The sequence below is a fragment of the Candidatus Methylospira mobilis genome (genome assembly GCF_009498235.1).
Taxonomy (GTDB): Bacteria; Pseudomonadota; Gammaproteobacteria; order Methylococcales; family Methylococcaceae; genus Methylospira; species Methylospira mobilis.
Genome location: NZ_CP044205.1, coordinates 3,893,626 through 3,908,274 on the forward strand (window position 1 = coordinate 3,893,626; position 14,649 = coordinate 3,908,274).

A 14,649-nucleotide genomic window follows, 5' to 3' on the forward strand; every position below is an offset into this window, starting at 1 on the left:
ATAACTGCAGAACCTTAGTTCTGATCTTTGTTGTCGTCTGCGAAAACCCAACGAACAAAGAATACACCGATTGCGATGATGACGATAGTGACAACGATACCCGTCGGGGTTCTCATTTTTTCAACTAAATCGAGAATGGCTCCCATTTTTACCTACCTTAAGTAATATGATAATTCAGGCCCTGAGCGTTCAGACCAAATCTGACCCCTTCAGCACCCATATTCTTACCGTCTAATTCTGCTCTGTCAAGCTGCAAAACTGTCAGAGGATTATTAATCATTTGCAAGACGTATAAAACAATGCCCGCAATAAAATAACGGGCATTGTTTATTATACAGATCGGAGCCACCCGCATACAGTTTTTGTGTGGGTGACCACTCCAGTCGGAGTCTTAGAGCGCGCCGACAGAGAACGACGACTGAGACTTCAGGCGACCGCTATCGCCATCAGGCGAGTTACCGCAACCGATCATGGCTACTGACAACAGGGCGATGCTGATTACAGACAGGGCTAACTTTTTCATTGATCCTCCTCTTTATTAAAAAAATAAACATTCAATCGATGTTTTCCATGCCCCAGTGCGGGTGCACGTGACTTTTATAATGAAGATCAGACAAAAATGCAAGCGGATGCTTGAATAAAAAAACACCAAATCATATGTGATTGAATAAGAAGGCTATAGTTATAGCGATTTGCGGAGGTGAGAAATAGAGAGCAACCATGCAGGACACGCGATTTACCCTCCGCCGGATGGTTTCTCTCAACCGCGTCACACGCGGGGCTATGGCGGAAAGAAATAAAGATGGAGCTTGTGGTCTTCATGTGACTGCGGTAGATTCGCCATTTCACGCCCGGCCCGCTTCCCGCCAATGAAATACCGCACCACGCTACGAGGCAAAACCTTCGACTTCAAGAACCTGCGCTTGCTGATGGCGAAGGCGTCGCCGTTGCGTTCCGCCGACGAACTGGCCGGGCTGGCGGCGAAATCGGAGTTGGAGCGGGCGCTTGCGCAGCAAGTATTGGCGGATGTGCCGTTGCGGCAGTTTCTGGAAGAACCGTTGATCGCGCCGGAACAGGACGAAGTGTCGCGTTTGATCCTGGAACAGCATGACGAAACCGCGTTTGCGCCTCTCGCCTCGTTGACGGTGGGCGGTTTGCGCGACCGGCTGTTAAGCGAAACAGGGGATTTGTCACCGCTGACCAAAGGACTGATGCCGGAAATGGCCGCGGCGGTCTGCAAGCTGATGCGTAATCAGGATTTGATTGCAGTCGCTCGCCGCTGCCGCGTTATCACTCGCTTCCGCAATACCATAGGCTTGCCAGGACGCCTTTCCACGCGCCTGCAACCCAACCATCCCACCGACGACGTGCGCGGCATCGCCGCCAGCACGCTGGACGGATTAATGTATGGCAGCGGCGACGCGGTGATCGGCATCAACCCCGCCACCGATAATCTCGACAACGTGCATAACCTGCTCTGTCTGCTCGACGAAATCATCCGGTGCCATGAAATTCCTACCCAATCCTGCGTGCTGTCGCATGTCACCACCAGCATGGAACTGATGCGGCGCGGCTCGCCTTTGGACCTGGTGTTTCAATCCATTGCCGGCACCGAGGCGGCCAATCGCAGCTTCGGCATCGATCTGGCGCTGCTGTGCGAAGCCCGGGCGATGGCGCTGGAGCTGGGGCGCGGCACACTCGGCGACAACGTGATGTATTTCGAAACCGGCCAGGGCAGCGCGCTGTCCGCCAACGCCCATCACGGCGTCGACGCGCAAACCTGCGAGGCGCGCGCTTACGCGGTAGCGCGCGCGTTTTCGCCGCTGCTGGTCAATACCGTGGTCGGCTTTATCGGCCCGGAATATCTTTACGACGGCAAACAGATCATCCGCGCCGGACTCGAGGATCATTTCTGCGGCAAACTGTTGGGCCTGCCGATGGGCTGCGACGTCTGCTACACCAACCACGCCGAAGCCGATCAAAACGACATGGACAACCTGCTGACCCTGCTCGGCGTCGCCGGATGCACCTTCGTGATGGGCATACCGGGCGCCGACGACGTAATGCTGGCCTATCAGAGCACCTCGTTCCACGACGCGCTGTACCTGCGCGAGGCGCTGGGGCTGCGCCCCGCGCCGGAGTTCGAAGTCTGGCTGCAACGCATGGGCATATTCAACGAACGCAATGCGCTGGCCGACGCCAGACTGACCACGCCGTTGCTGCAACAGTTCGACAGTTTTCCGGGGAGCGCCGCATGAACGATCCCTGGCACAAATTACGGCAATTCACCCAGGCCAGAATCGCGCAAGGCCGCTCCGGTCATGCGCAGACGACCGCCGCGCAACTGGATTTTCAGCTTGCGCACGCGGCGGCGCGCGATGCCGTGCATTTGCCGTGGGATATCAAGGCATTCGCACGGGAAGCGGCAACGCTGGGCGTGAATACGCTCACGCTGGAAACCCAGGTTATCGACCGCGCGCAATACCTGAAACGTCCGGATTTGGGACGCATACTAGCTCCGGCAGCGCGCGAACGCCTATTGGCACAAGCATGCGCAACAACCGACATTGCGCTGACTTTCAGCAACGGCCTGTCTTCGACCGCCATGGACGCGCATGGCCTGATGCTGCTGCAAACCATCACGACCGCCTTCCTCAAGCGGGGTTATGCCCTCGCCCCGGTTTTCCTGGTAGAAAATGCGCGCGTCGCTTTGTCCGACGAGATAGGCGCGCTGCTGAATGCAAAACTATCGATCATCGTCGTCGGCGAACGCCCCGGCCTCAGCGCGGCGGACAGTTTGGGGATTTACATGACGTACAACCCAAACCCGGCCAACACCGACGCGGAGCGCAACTGCATTTCCAACGTCCGCCAACCGGAAGGGCTGAGCTGCAGGAACGCAGCAACCAAGCTGCTGTACCTGGGCGAACAAGCCTTCCAGCGCCGTCTGTCGGGTGTTGCGTTGAAGGACGATATGCCTGGGGAATGGGCGCTGGAAAAAGGGTTGGCCACAATGATCAGCAATCAATAAAACGGTACCAACCGATCATGGCGCAAGCGTCGCCCCCGAGCATGCAAACGCTTGCGCCATGATCGATTTCCCTCACCCAACCCGCTCCGCGCCCACGGACTGCACTGCAGCGCAGTCCGGCTACGGCGGTGCGAAGCATGCTTCGCAAAATTCCGCCTTCGCCTCGGCGGGAGAGGGGATCAGGCATTCGCTTCGCGATTTGCACGGTAACCGTTTTCTTCCTTCGACAGGCCCGGAACGAAAAGCAAGCTGTTGTTTTATTTGGTAGTTATCTTGTCGAACCATGAACGGAAATGCTTTGTTCAGCGTTTCATTTAGAGCGCTTTCATTGATTCACAGCCAATCCCCAGAGTCAAGAAACAGAAAGCCTCTTGACATATTAAACGATAATCATTATCGTTTGTATCCATGAACAAATACGCATCGCTTTCCCCCGAGTCCAATCAGACTCATCCTCCGTGCGAAGTATCCGTACTGCCTCGACGACTGAAAAGCAGTGAGTTATTTGGCGCGGCACACGAAATCATCATTGAGCATCACGGCAAGGAATATCGCTTGCGGGTAACCAGTAACGACAAGCTCATTTTGACTAAATAGCCCCATCGCCCGGTGAAAAACGAGTAGCCAGCCAGTTTGCCAGCCGGCAAACACAGCCAGCCAGTCAGTTAATTGCATTATTTGATTTTCTGCGAGTTGGCATTATGCAAAGCATTGGTTGGCCCATTATTTCAATTGCGCCCGCCCGTCTGTCGATGGAGCGGATGATCGGCGTTTTGGCTGCCGTCGTCCTGCACGCGGTACTGGTCGCCGCTCTGACTCAGCGCGATCGAGCGACGCCGGCAACAATCACGCCGCCTGCGCCGCTGATGGTCGGTATCGTCACCGCCGCCAAACAGGCAGTTCCCAAGCCTCCTCAAGCGGCACAGCCTGTCCCGGCCAAACCCAAGGCTGCGCCGGCCAAACCGAAGCCGCAACCGAAGCGGACGTCAGAGCCGGCCAAACGGGAAGCGGTCATCGCCGCATCCGGGGCGGGGTCATCGTCGTCCTTTTCCGCGCAGCCGGCAGATCCTCCTGTGCAGGAGACCGTGCCAGCAGCGCAGGCAACACGCGCGGAGTCCGCGCCGATCTCGCCGCCGCACTTGAATGCAAATTACCTGGACAACCCGGCCCCCGCTTATCCGCCGCAGTCGCGCAGCGAGGGCGAACAAGGCAAGGTGCTGCTACGCGTCCTGGTCAATGCCCATGGAGTGGCGGAGCAAGTGGATATTCGCCGATCCAGCGGATACATCCGTCTTGACGAAGCCGCTCGCATTGCGGTCAGGCAGTGGAAATTCGTACCCGCGCAACAAAACGGCCAGCCGCTGTCGGCGTGGGTGCTGGTTCCGATTTCATTCTCTCTCGAAGGATAAATTCATGGACACATCAGAAACGCTCGGTCTCGCCCATTTTTTCGCGCAAACCGATACGGTGGGCAAAGCTCTTTTCGCCACCCTCGCCGCGATGTCGATAGCGAGCTGGTATTTTATCATCGTCAAAAGCCTGCAAGCGCTCATCGCGCGCCGCCGTAGCACCCGCTTCCTGGAAAATTTCTGGAACTCCGCCTCGTTGGCCGCCGTTGAACGTCAGCTGGGAAAACGACACCCCAACGAGCCGTTTTCGCATCTGGCCTATCATGCGTTGTTATCCTGTCGTCATCACGCAAAACATGGCGCGGACCGTCTCAATGAAGCCGGATCGGCGGCGGAGTTCCTGACACGCTCGATCCGCCGCGTCATCGATGAGGAAACCGCAGGCCTCGAATGGGGGCTGAGCGTACTCGCCTCAGTCGCCAGCACTGCGCCGTTTATCGGCCTGTTCGGCACGGTATGGGGGGTTTATCACGCGTTAATCAATATAGGGATGAGCGGTCAGGGTACGCTCGACAAGATCGCGGGGCCGGTGGGCGAAGCCTTGATCATGACCGGGGCGGGTCTGGCAGTCGCCATTCCCTCGGTGCTGGCCTACAACGCGTTCGCGCGCTCGAACCGGCTGGTGCTGGCCAAACTCGATGCCTTCGCTCACGACGTATTCGCCGTCCTCAGTACCGGCGCGCATTTCGCAGGCCCACCAGCCGGGGTTGCGACCGGTCCGGCCTCCGAAGCCTTCGCGGGAGGTGCGTGATGGCGTTCGGCGGCTTCAACCAGACCCATGCCAGCGTGTCGTCTCAGGTAACCGAAATCAACATGGTACCCTTGATCGATGTCATGCTGGTCTTGCTGATTATTTTCATGATTACCGCGCCCATGCTGACGCATGGCGTGAAAATCGAACTGCCCAAAGCGTCCAGCCAGCCCCATTCAGAGGAAGCGCCGCACATCGCTTTATCCATCGACGGCAATGGACAGTTTTTCTGGGACAACGAAGCAATGGACCGAGCCGGATTGCACGAGCGTCTAAGCGCCGCCGCCCAACGGCTGCCGCAGCCGGAACTGCATCTCCACGTCGACAAAGCTACTGCCTATCAAGTCATTGCCGAAATATTGGCCGACGCGGCCAAAGCCGGCGTAACGCGCATCGGTTTCGTTTCCGACCCTAACGAAACCGCACATTAACCCCATGAACCCGCCACCCAGCCGTTTTCGCCAGGAAGCCCCCTTATTTTGCAAACACAAACGGGAGACTTCCTATGATCACCAAAATCAAGCAGCGCCCGAAGTGGCGAATCGGTTCCCTGCTGCCGCTGGGCGCGGCGCTGACCGGCATGGCCTTTGCCGCGGAACCGGTTTCCGAACAACCGTCAACCGATGAGGAAATCACTTTGCCCGCGCTGAAAGTCAAAGCAGCACGCGAACGCGAACCCGCCTTCAAAGCGGATACGGCCAGCACCGCAACCCGCTACGAGGCCCGGCTTCTCGACATTCCACAGTCGGTCAGCGTGGTGAAAAAGGAGCTTATCGAATCGCAGAATGCATTCAACCTGCGAGACGCGCTCAAGAACGTCAGCGGACTTTCCATTGCCGCCGGCGAAGGCGGGCGCACCGGAGATTCAATCACGCTGCGGGGTTTCAGCGCGAACTCGGACACCTACCTGGATAGCGTCAAGGAAAACGGTCAATACTTTCGCGACACCTTTTTCCTTGAGCGCGTCGAAGTACTGAAAGGCGCTTCCTCTGTGCTGTTCGGGCGCGGAGCCACGGGCGGCGTGATCAATCAGATTGCGAAGAAACCCCAGAAACAAATGCTGGCATCCGGGCAATTCGTCTACGGCTCTTTCGATTTCAAGCGCGCCACGACGGATTTAAATATTGCGCCGAACGATCAACTGGGCGTACGCATGAACGCCCTGTACCAGGATGCGGGTTCTTTCCGCAACTATAACTATACCAACCGCTGGGGTCTGGCGCCCTCGCTCAAATTCGATTTCACTCCGGATACCGACATTACGCTGTATTATTTGCACCAGCAGGAAAGCAGCGTGTTCGATTACGGCGTACCAATGTATCTGGGCAAACCTGCGAATGTGAATATCGATACTTTTTACGGCTTTCCAGATGACCGCCTGCAAACTTTCAACGTCAACATACCAACCGCGGTTCTGACCCATCGCTTCAGCGACGACTTTTCGATCGTGAATACGGTGCGCTATGGGGACTACGAACGCAATTACCGGACATTGCTGTTCGGCGCGGTCACCAACAACGGCCTGGCCTCCACCATCGCGCGTAGCGAAGCGCTGCGTTTGAATACGCAGCAAAACCTGTACAACCAGACATCGCTTATACTTAAACAGCCGGTGTTCGGCCTCAATAACACGTTGCTGTTGGGCATGACGCTGGGCAGCGAGAAATATAACTTTCTATCCAAAGACTCAACCGGCGTGCCGAGCGTATCCATTTTCAATCCGATTCTTACGGCCACGGTCGGAGCGGGACGCGCCAACGATTTAAGCGGCGTGCTGGCAATCAATCGCAGCACTACGGCGCAAACCTACGCAGGCTATATGACGGATCAATTTGAACTGACTCCGGAATGGAAGCTTCTCGGCGGCGCCCGCTATGAAGTGTTTGAGGCGAAACAGGATGACCGCGTCAACAACGCCAACGACTTCAGCCGCACCGACCGGCAATGGAATCCTCGAGCCGGTCTGGTGTGGGAACCGGCCAAGTGGCAATCCTACTACGCCAGTTACGCCACCTCGTTCAATCCGTCCGCCGAAGCCTATACCCTGGCAGCGAATAACGCCAATATCGGACCCGAACAAAACCGCAATTTCGAGATCGGCGCGAAATTCGATTTGCTGGACGGGCACCTGTCGGCAACCGGGGCCTTGTTCCGGCTGGAAAAAACCAATGCGCGCACCACCGACCCCAACGATCCCACACAGCTTATTCTGGCCGGCGAGCAACGCACCGACGGCTTTGAACTGGGTCTTGCCGGAGAAATTCTACCCGACTGGAACGTATCGCTGGCCTACGCCTACCTTAATGCCAAAATCGTCAAATCGAGTACGACGGCGGTCGGCAGCGTCAGCGGAACCACCCAGTCGCTGCAGGGAAAAGTTCCGATCAATGTCCCCGCGAACAGCGGCGTGGTCTGGACCAGCTACCATCTGACCCCTGAATGGGAAATCGGCGGCGGCGTATTCTTTAGCACGCAACGCTACACCGATACCGTCAACGAAGTAACGCTGCCCGGTTACGCCCGCCTTGATGCGATTGTTGCCTATCACCAGCCGCATTTCGATATTCAGGTCAATGCGTTCAATCTCACCGACGCGACTTACTATGAATCCGGGCAGACCTACTCGGCCTTGCCCGGTGTGCCGATATCGGCTCAAGTCAGCTTGAACTTAAAATACTGAAATACATCAACCCTGGACCATGCAAGAGATCGGAATGAGCATCCAAAATCCCGGCATGCCGCCGCGCAACAAAACATCCGGTGGCTATTTGTTTCTTCCCCGCAATCTGGCCCGGGGCAATTTCCTCAAATGGCTGCGCCGCACGCATGCCTGGCTCGGCCTATGGGGCGCGGCGCTGGGGCTGTTGTTCGGAACGACCGGCATTCTGCTCAACCACAGGGAAATCATGAAAATTCCTGCAGCCAGAACGGAGCAGCATGAAATACAGATAACATTGCCTGAATCCCGTCCCACCGACCCCAAAGCTTTGGCCGCCTGGCTGGGATTGGCGCTAGGTAGCGATTTCAGCCGTGCGCGCATCATGCAGGAGCCGGCTAAAAGCGTAACCTGGAACGGCGTCGCCGTACAGCAACCGGCTCGCTGGCAAATCGCGGTGCGTAGTCCGCAACGCTTCATTCAGGCGGAATATTGGCAGGGCAACGCCTACGTTACTGTCAAGCGCGGCGAAGCCAATCTGTTTGCGCTGCTGACCAATCTGCACAAGGGGGCGGGCTTGGGGGCCGGCTGGATACTGCTGGTCGATACACTGGGCGGCGCGCTCATCGTACTCAGCATCACCGGCGTGCTGCTGTGGACGCGGCTGCACGGACGTCGATTGGGCGCAGCCGGGTTGGGGTTCGGCTCGCTCAGCCTGGCCATCTGGTTCCTCTGGCAAACGCTATAGCGACCGTCATATTGGCAGCGGCCATGCCGGCGGCGAATCCTCGCGACCAGACAATATGATTTTGCAGCATCGCGCGCACCCCTGCATGCTGAAAAATGCCGCCCGTTGCCCATGGTTCGAACGAAGAATGAATGACCATTAAACTCAACATTACAGAGAGCCGACCATGCTGTTGCACATCCCCGAAATCCTGTCGCAACCCCAGATTGAAAAGTGCCGGAACATCCTGGAAACCGCCTATTGGGTGGACGGACGCGTCACTGCCGGAACCCAGTCAGCGCAAGTAAAAAACAACCTGCAACTGCCCGAAGATTCGAAAGCCGGCCGTGCCGCCCGAGCGGTCGTGCTGGAAGGGTTGGAAAAAAGCGCCTTGTTTTTATCCGCAGCTCTCCCGAAACAAATTTTCCCTCCGCTGTTCAACCGTTACGAAGGCGAAACCAACGCCTTCGGCAACCATATAGACAATGCGATACGCACCGTCTCCGAAACCGGCCTTAGAGTTCGCACCGATCTTTCGGCTACCCTGTTTCTTGCCCATCCGGAAGACTACGACGGCGGCGAATTGGTAATCGAGGATACATACGGCAACCACGCCGTCAAATTGCCGGCAGGCGATCTGGTGCTTTATCCCGGTTCGAGCCTGCACCGCGTCGAGCCGGTGACGCGAGGCAGCAGACTCGCTTCGTTTTTCTGGCTGGAAAGCATGGTGCGCGAGACCGAGCGCAGACGCCTGCTGTTCGAAATGGACATGGCAATCCTGGAATTGCGCCAGACGCATGGCGACATTTCCCCTTCCGTCAATCTGACCGGCTGTTACCACAATTTGCTCAGAATGTGGGCCGATGTCTGAAGCCGGTTCAGGTCCGCTGGAATCGAATGCATCACCAACCACTCCATGACTGCAGGGCGAGAGAACGATTCGCCTCAGGGAAATTCCGCGCGACAGTTACCCAATGAAGGAGCAAATATCCGGGACGCTACTCTCAACCTGTGCGATACCGCTTGTGTCTAGCGCTATCTGAGCTTTGATTCTCTGTGCATCCGCGAACATAAAGTTTCGCAATATCGTCCCTGTTCCGTACCAGTTCTCCTGCCTGATTTTTTAAGTCTGTTCAGGAACAAAAACCATTTCAAAACATCACTCGCCAGTTAAATCGATAGGTTATAATTAATCCGCATCGAAGCCGTGAGACCCTAACCCCGCCTGTCAACCATGTCGTCTTCCAAACTGAAAACCGTATCGATCCAGCACACTGCCGCCCCTAAAAAGCCGTCGAAAGCGCAAAAGCAGTTCAACACGCTGACGCAGAAAATCGATGCCCAGAAGAAACGGCTGCTGCAATGGCAGGAAACCATTCCATTGATACAACAAAAGGCGGCCGGAGAATACCGGACACTCTCCGAAGAATACGGAACGCAAAGAGCCGCTCTGGTCAACCTGTTCGACCGAAGCTACGCGGACAAGCGTTTCAAGAAAACCGACAAATCCAAACTCGAACATCTGATCGTCAGCATTACCGCCGGCCTGATCGAGGATCACGGCATGGACGACCTTAAACCGCTGTATAACAAATACAGCGATTACGATTTCGACGCCGACAGGGAGGAAAACGACGCCGAAATGGCAGCGATGATGAAATCGATGCTCGAAGAGGCGTTGGGCGAGGAACTAGACGACGACCTGGATTTCAGCTCGTTCGAAAACCTGCAGGCCGGCATGGATGAAATACTGCGCGAGCGCGAGGCCAAAGCGGAAGCCGCCGAAGCGCGCCGCAGTCAACGCAAGAAAACCGCGAAACAGCTGGAAAAGGAAGCCAAACAGCAGGAAGAAGAGCAGAACATCAGCAAATCGATACGGGAAGTCTACCGCAAGCTATCGATGGCTTTGCATCCGGATCGCGAGCAGGATGACAATGAACGGGAACGTAAAACCGAACTCATGAAACAGGTGAATGCGGCCTATGAAAAAAAGGATTTACTGCGTTTGCTGGGGCTGCAGCTGGAAATCGAGCAGGTGGATCAGGCCCATTTGAACAACATCGCCGAAGACCGCCTGAAGCATTTCAACAAACTGCTGAAAGAGCAGCTCGAAGAACTGCAGCAGGAAATTGCCGATCTCGAATACCAGTACAAACTCCTGCTGCAACTGCCGCCTTTTATGCCACTCTCGCCGAAAGAACTGATGTCGACCCTGGATCGGGACATTCGCAACCTGCGCGGCGACATCGCAGGTATAAAGCAGGATCTCAAAACATTCGCAGACCCGGCCAACCTGAAAGCGTGGCTGAAACACTACAAAATCCCGAAACATCTGCCGCAGGACGATTTTTTCTTCGGCGTTGACGAATTTTGACTTACGCTTCGATAGCGCCCTGTGCTGCAAGGCGCATTACCTCGCACCCCGCACAACAAATCACTACTCTCTTTTCGGGGGCGAAGGCGGGACATGAAACATGCCCCGAGCTTCCCGCAAGGCCGGAATATCTGACACCTGTCTGACATTTGCCTTATCGGAGGCGAAGCCTGTATGCTCTGAACAAACCTGCTTTATTCAGCATTTCCCGTTGATGATGATCAGGCGCAACCCCGAATGGAAAGTGGATCATGAGTAAAATCACTCGCATTAAACTGGAAAACTTCACGGCATTTTCATCGCTGGATGTAGAATTTTCGAAAGGAGTGAATATCATTATCGGCGCCAACGGGACAGGAAAAACCCACTTACTGAAAGTGCTTTATGCTGCCTGCGCCGTCACGATGGGTGAAGACAAGGAAAAGGGATTTGCCAGAAAATTGCTTGGCGTATTCAACCCTTACCAGCAGCGCATGACGCGCCTGATTCGCCGTCAACAAGGATTACTCCCGGCGAACATCGCCATACGCCGCGATAATGGCAATTCGCTCAAGGCCGTAATAGACACCAGAAAAGCCGACGTAACGAATGTTCATGTCACGGGTGAGGGCAAATGGCAAACCTCAGGCCTGGAGTCTGCATACATCCCGGTCAAGGAAATGCTTGCGCATGCGCCGGGATTTCTTTCCACAGTCGCCAAGCGGGAGATTGCCTTTGAGGAAGTCTATGTAGACATCATCAAGCGCGCATTTTTGCCAACGCTGAGAGGACCAACCGATCGAGACCGAAAACGGCTGCTAAATGTTTTGCAAACCGCGATTGAGGGCAAAGTAATCACCAAGGGTGAGTATTTTTTTCTGAAGAACAAGCAAGGGGATCTCGAATTTACCTTGCTGGCGGAAGGCATGCGCAAACTGGCGCTGGTATGGCTGTTGATACAGAACGGCACGCTACTGGCTGGCTCCGTGCTGTTCTGGGACGAGCCGGAGGCCAATCTTAATCCATCCTTGATGGGTGAAGTCGTCGAAGTGATTCTGGAACTGCAACGCCTGGGCGTACAGATTTTTCTGACCACGCATAACTATGTGTTACTGAAAGAGTTCGATCTGCGCAAAAAAAAGGACGATGCCGTTCGCTACCTCTCCCTGTTTCGGGATGAAGATGAACCCGACGCAGTGTCGGCTCATGTATGCGACGATTATCTCGGCATTGACCCCAATGCGATTGCCGCGACATTCAATAATCTCTATGACGGGGAACTCATGCGCAGCCTGGGAGGAATCAAGGCATGACGGCGATCACGGAAGACGACCTGCAAATCGAACTTCCGCCGGGCGCAAGCGCCAGAAAACTCGACGATGAAAAGAGTCATGGACTCAGCCATTGCATGAAAGCCGTGGATTTTATTGTTGAGCTGGGCGACAGACTGCTTTTCATCGAATTCAAAGACCCACAGCATCCGGCCTCTCGTCCCAAAGACCGTGAAAAGTTCATCGAAAAATTTTTGAGCGGACAGATCGATACCGATTTGAAAACCAAGTACCGCGACTCTTTTTTGTATGAATGGGGATTGGCGCAAACCCGTAAGCCTGTTTATTACTTTGTGCTGATTGGCGCCGACGCATTGGGCGCCGCCGAGCTTTTGATTCGTACCGAGGCGCTGAAACGTCTGTTGCCCATCCGGGGGCCGGGCGGCAAGCCGTGGAAACAAAACTTCATCGCCGGTTGCGCGGTCATGAATCTGGAAGCCTGGAACCGGATGCTGCCGGGCTTTCCTGCGAGTAGAGTCGGCGCATGATGTGGAGACAAGCCGAATATTTTCCATTTTGTAACTATTCAGTATGTGCCTTAAATCATGACCGAAGCAGTCGGAAGTGAGGCAAGCCAGTCGAGACACGCTGCAAGTCCGTCCCTGGAAGCTCTCTGCGCCCATCCTTGGGCGCAGAAGGTCTCGCCTGACTCACCTCACTTCCTCTCCGGCGGGTTTGCCGAATAGTTACTCAATTTTTAATATAAAACAATTATCTAAGAATAACTCGGCGCGGTATTCCAACTGCATGCTCCTGCGGAAGCGACGAAGACAAACCCGGTTCGGGTTGCGCTTATTTTGAAATTTTGGGTTTGAACAGCTCAACAATCAATCGAACATCATGGAACACACTCATATAGTTACCGCCAGTCAATTACACGAATTTGCCGGGACCCGAATCAGTGAAGAAGTTATTCCTGAGCTGGTTTGGATGCTGATAACGCAATCGGCACCTGACTTGTCGGCATGCCGTATTCCTTATGGCGATGGCATCAACCAGCCGGGATATGACGACTTAGTCGAAACAGCTATCCGAGGTAAAAAAAAGCGCGTCCGAATCCGGGCATCTACGTGTTGCCATGGCTAAAATAGGGGCTGTGTTGGCGAATGCCCCCACCGACCCGGATGGATTATGGATACATCGCTCGGTTGCTGCAGCGCTTGACGCCAGGGAAGCTACCGAGCTGCGTTCCGGCTTTAAAACCGGGCTATTCAACCAACGAGGTGTTCATGGCTTTTCGGCGGGAAAGTAGGAAAAGAAAATTGCCCTCGATTATCGAAATAAAGCCGAAGCCGTGGAAATTTGCGGTTATACACGGCTTGCGACTACCCTTCGACAATTGGCTAAAGAATATGAGTATGATGCGGAGAGGGAATCACGAAGAGACTCCTATGACGATTGATTACTGCTGCTGTCGCTTTGATGCGCAAAACATCGGTTCGCAAGATCAGCCATCAGCAACACTATATTCGAACCCCGGAATTTCGCCTAAACGGTAACTGAACACCAATTCGCTCGCGACATCCGGCGTTGCGCCGACACGCAGATACTTCGGAAGCGTCAGGCTGCAATCGTAGCAACTCAAATCATGCTCGCCGAACACGCGAATATACGTCAATAGCGCCGGGCGCATGTTGTCACGTTCCGTTTTGTCCGGCCATGGTACGCTAACCGGCGGCAAATGGGTGGCAGCATTCTCAGGATTGAGTTCCTTCAGCACCGCCTGATTCAGCTCCATCACAGTTCCGAGCTTCAGGCGCCGGCGCTGCAAGGGTGGCATCTCGCCTTGATGATCAGCGGGCAGCACGGTGAATTCACGGCCGGAATCCAGCAACGCGGCGGTCACCGTAATCTGCTCCGGCACCAGAATGCCGTCCGGCTCAAGGTGCTTTACCAGATTGGCGCTGACCGCCAGTTGCGGTTCCTAGATTCATGGTCTCTGTCACCGCCACGTGAAACGGCTGCTGCCCGGCAAAACCGGCGTTGCAGGCATCGGTCAACAGATAATCCCGGATAAACTCATCGTAGCCGAAATGCCCGATGGTTTTACGCGCGCCATCCAGCGCCAACGGGTGTATATCGATTAAAGTAAAACGGAAACCGTCGCGCGGCAAATAAGGCAGCAACGGTAAAATTAGCGTGGCGTAAGGGCCGCAGCCGGCATAGAGCGTATGTATGGTTTGCCCGTCGAAACGGCTTTGGGCCTTGAGCAGGGCGGCGTGCAAGCCGCGGATGAAGCGGCTGGTCCGCGCGAACTCTCTGGCGCAGCGCGCAGCCGTCAACGGCGATACCCGCCTTGCCCTGAGGGAGTATCGTATCCGCCGTCTGCGCTGATTCAACGGCTTGCTCGCCGATGCCGGAAACGGCTTCGCCAACAGCAAATAACTCCTC

The 14,649-nt window shown here is 55.4% G+C and carries 17 protein-coding genes; 13 read left to right on the forward strand and 4 right to left on the reverse strand.

Going from position 1 to position 14,649, the window contains the following annotated elements:
* Positions 1 to 14: 14 nt before the first annotated feature.
* Together F6R98_RS22565 and F6R98_RS22570 are read right to left on the reverse strand one after the other, a co-directional pair.
* Positions 15 to 146, reverse strand: coding sequence for a hypothetical protein (locus F6R98_RS22565; protein ID WP_265588113.1), 132 nt, complete (start codon positions 144 to 146; stop codon positions 15 to 17).
* A 245-nt stretch (positions 147 to 391) separates the two neighbouring features.
* Entirely contained in the window at positions 392 to 523 is a 132-nt protein-coding gene (locus tag F6R98_RS22570; RefSeq protein ID WP_265588114.1) for a hypothetical protein, read from the reverse strand.
* A gap of 346 nt (positions 524 to 869) precedes the next feature.
* Between F6R98_RS22570 and F6R98_RS17750 the strand changes: the two genes are divergently transcribed.
* From F6R98_RS17750 to F6R98_RS17810, 13 genes are all read left to right on the forward strand, one after another.
* Entirely contained in the window at positions 870 to 2,258 is a 1,389-nt protein-coding gene (locus F6R98_RS17750) for an ethanolamine ammonia-lyase subunit EutB (RefSeq protein ID WP_153250206.1), read from the forward strand.
* The gene (gene eutC / locus F6R98_RS17755) at positions 2,255 to 3,031 is read left to right on the forward strand and encodes an ethanolamine ammonia-lyase subunit EutC (RefSeq protein ID WP_153250207.1); all 777 of its coding nucleotides are present in this window, start codon (positions 2,255 to 2,257) and stop codon (positions 3,029 to 3,031) included. Before F6R98_RS17750 ends, eutC begins: the two co-directional genes overlap by 4 nt.
* Positions 3,032 to 3,439: 408 nt before the next feature.
* The gene (hemP, locus tag F6R98_RS17760) at positions 3,440 to 3,628 is read left to right on the forward strand and encodes a hemin uptake protein HemP (RefSeq protein WP_153250208.1); all 189 of its coding nucleotides are present in this window, start codon (positions 3,440 to 3,442) and stop codon (positions 3,626 to 3,628) included.
* Positions 3,629 to 3,732: 104 nt separating this feature from the next.
* Entirely contained in the window at positions 3,733 to 4,440 is a 708-nt protein-coding gene (locus F6R98_RS17765) for an energy transducer TonB (protein WP_153250209.1), read from the forward strand.
* A 4-nt stretch (positions 4,441 to 4,444) separates the two neighbouring features.
* Entirely contained in the window at positions 4,445 to 5,191 is a 747-nt protein-coding gene (locus F6R98_RS17770; RefSeq protein WP_153250210.1) for a MotA/TolQ/ExbB proton channel family protein, read from the forward strand.
* Positions 5,191 to 5,622, forward strand: coding sequence for an ExbD/TolR family protein (locus F6R98_RS17775; protein WP_153251125.1), 432 nt, complete (start codon positions 5,191 to 5,193; stop codon positions 5,620 to 5,622). The genes F6R98_RS17770 and F6R98_RS17775 overlap by 1 nt, the downstream gene beginning before the upstream one ends.
* Before the next feature lie 74 nt (positions 5,623 to 5,696).
* A complete protein-coding gene (locus F6R98_RS17780) occupies positions 5,697 to 7,871 on the forward strand; it encodes a TonB-dependent receptor (RefSeq protein ID WP_153250211.1) in 2,175 nt (724 codons plus the stop codon).
* A 34-nt stretch (positions 7,872 to 7,905) separates the two neighbouring features.
* Entirely contained in the window at positions 7,906 to 8,595 is a 690-nt protein-coding gene (locus F6R98_RS17785; RefSeq protein WP_153250212.1) for a PepSY-associated TM helix domain-containing protein, read from the forward strand.
* 166 nt (positions 8,596 to 8,761) lie between these two features.
* Positions 8,762 to 9,445, forward strand: a complete 684-nt coding sequence (locus F6R98_RS17790; protein WP_153250213.1) for a Fe2+-dependent dioxygenase — start codon at positions 8,762 to 8,764, stop codon at positions 9,443 to 9,445.
* Positions 9,446 to 9,808: 363 nt separating this feature from the next.
* Positions 9,809 to 10,948, forward strand: a complete 1,140-nt coding sequence (locus tag F6R98_RS17795) for a hypothetical protein (protein ID WP_153250214.1) — start codon at positions 9,809 to 9,811, stop codon at positions 10,946 to 10,948.
* A gap of 251 nt (positions 10,949 to 11,199) precedes the next feature.
* On the forward strand, positions 11,200 to 12,240 hold the full coding sequence (locus tag F6R98_RS17800) for an AAA family ATPase (RefSeq protein ID WP_153250215.1): 1,041 nt from the start codon (positions 11,200 to 11,202) through the stop codon (positions 12,238 to 12,240).
* Positions 12,237 to 12,746, forward strand: a complete 510-nt coding sequence (locus tag F6R98_RS17805; protein ID WP_153250216.1) for a hypothetical protein — start codon at positions 12,237 to 12,239, stop codon at positions 12,744 to 12,746. The genes F6R98_RS17800 and F6R98_RS17805 overlap by 4 nt, the downstream gene beginning before the upstream one ends.
* Before the next feature lie 590 nt (positions 12,747 to 13,336).
* Entirely contained in the window at positions 13,337 to 13,510 is a 174-nt protein-coding gene (locus F6R98_RS17810; RefSeq protein ID WP_153250217.1) for a hypothetical protein, read from the forward strand.
* Positions 13,511 to 13,705: 195 nt separating this feature from the next.
* Here F6R98_RS17810 and F6R98_RS17815 read toward each other — a convergent pair whose 3' ends face one another.
* Both F6R98_RS17815 and F6R98_RS17820 read right to left on the reverse strand, forming a co-directional pair.
* Positions 13,706 to 14,122, reverse strand: a complete 417-nt coding sequence (locus F6R98_RS17815) for a hypothetical protein (protein WP_153250218.1) — start codon at positions 14,120 to 14,122, stop codon at positions 13,706 to 13,708.
* Positions 14,123 to 14,138: 16 nt separating this feature from the next.
* Positions 14,139 to 14,633 (reverse strand): hypothetical protein, encoded by a 495-nt coding sequence (locus F6R98_RS17820; protein ID WP_153250219.1) that lies wholly within the window; start codon positions 14,631 to 14,633, stop codon positions 14,139 to 14,141.
* Between the last annotated feature and the right edge of the window lie 16 nt (positions 14,634 to 14,649).

What these genes read in the sequence shown, in the direction of transcription:
- hemP (WP_153250208.1), top strand. Translation starts at nt 3,440, where the DNA reads ATGAACAAATACGCATCGCTTTCCCCCGAGTCCAATCAGACTCATCCT.
- F6R98_RS17785 (WP_153250212.1), top strand. Translation starts at nt 7,906, where the DNA reads ATGAGCATCCAAAATCCCGGCATGCCGCCGCGCAACAAAACATCCGGT.
- F6R98_RS17780 (WP_153250211.1), top strand. Translation starts at nt 5,697, where the DNA reads ATGATCACCAAAATCAAGCAGCGCCCGAAGTGGCGAATCGGTTCCCTG.
- F6R98_RS22565 (WP_265588113.1), bottom strand. Translation starts at nt 146, where the DNA reads ATGGGAGCCATTCTCGATTTAGTTGAAAAAATGAGAACCCCGACGGGT.
- F6R98_RS17770 (WP_153250210.1), top strand. Translation starts at nt 4,445, where the DNA reads ATGGACACATCAGAAACGCTCGGTCTCGCCCATTTTTTCGCGCAAACC.
- F6R98_RS17795 (WP_153250214.1), top strand. Translation starts at nt 9,809, where the DNA reads ATGTCGTCTTCCAAACTGAAAACCGTATCGATCCAGCACACTGCCGCC.
- F6R98_RS17810 (WP_153250217.1), top strand. Translation starts at nt 13,337, where the DNA reads ATGGCTAAAATAGGGGCTGTGTTGGCGAATGCCCCCACCGACCCGGAT.
- F6R98_RS17765 (WP_153250209.1), top strand. Translation starts at nt 3,733, where the DNA reads ATGCAAAGCATTGGTTGGCCCATTATTTCAATTGCGCCCGCCCGTCTG.
- F6R98_RS17775 (WP_153251125.1), top strand. Translation starts at nt 5,191, where the DNA reads ATGGCGTTCGGCGGCTTCAACCAGACCCATGCCAGCGTGTCGTCTCAG.
- eutC (WP_153250207.1), top strand. Translation starts at nt 2,255, where the DNA reads ATGAACGATCCCTGGCACAAATTACGGCAATTCACCCAGGCCAGAATC.
- F6R98_RS17750 (WP_153250206.1), top strand. Translation starts at nt 870, where the DNA reads ATGAAATACCGCACCACGCTACGAGGCAAAACCTTCGACTTCAAGAAC.
- F6R98_RS22570 (WP_265588114.1), bottom strand. Translation starts at nt 523, where the DNA reads ATGAAAAAGTTAGCCCTGTCTGTAATCAGCATCGCCCTGTTGTCAGTA.
- F6R98_RS17805 (WP_153250216.1), top strand. Translation starts at nt 12,237, where the DNA reads ATGACGGCGATCACGGAAGACGACCTGCAAATCGAACTTCCGCCGGGC.
- F6R98_RS17790 (WP_153250213.1), top strand. Translation starts at nt 8,762, where the DNA reads ATGCTGTTGCACATCCCCGAAATCCTGTCGCAACCCCAGATTGAAAAG.
- F6R98_RS17800 (WP_153250215.1), top strand. Translation starts at nt 11,200, where the DNA reads ATGAGTAAAATCACTCGCATTAAACTGGAAAACTTCACGGCATTTTCA.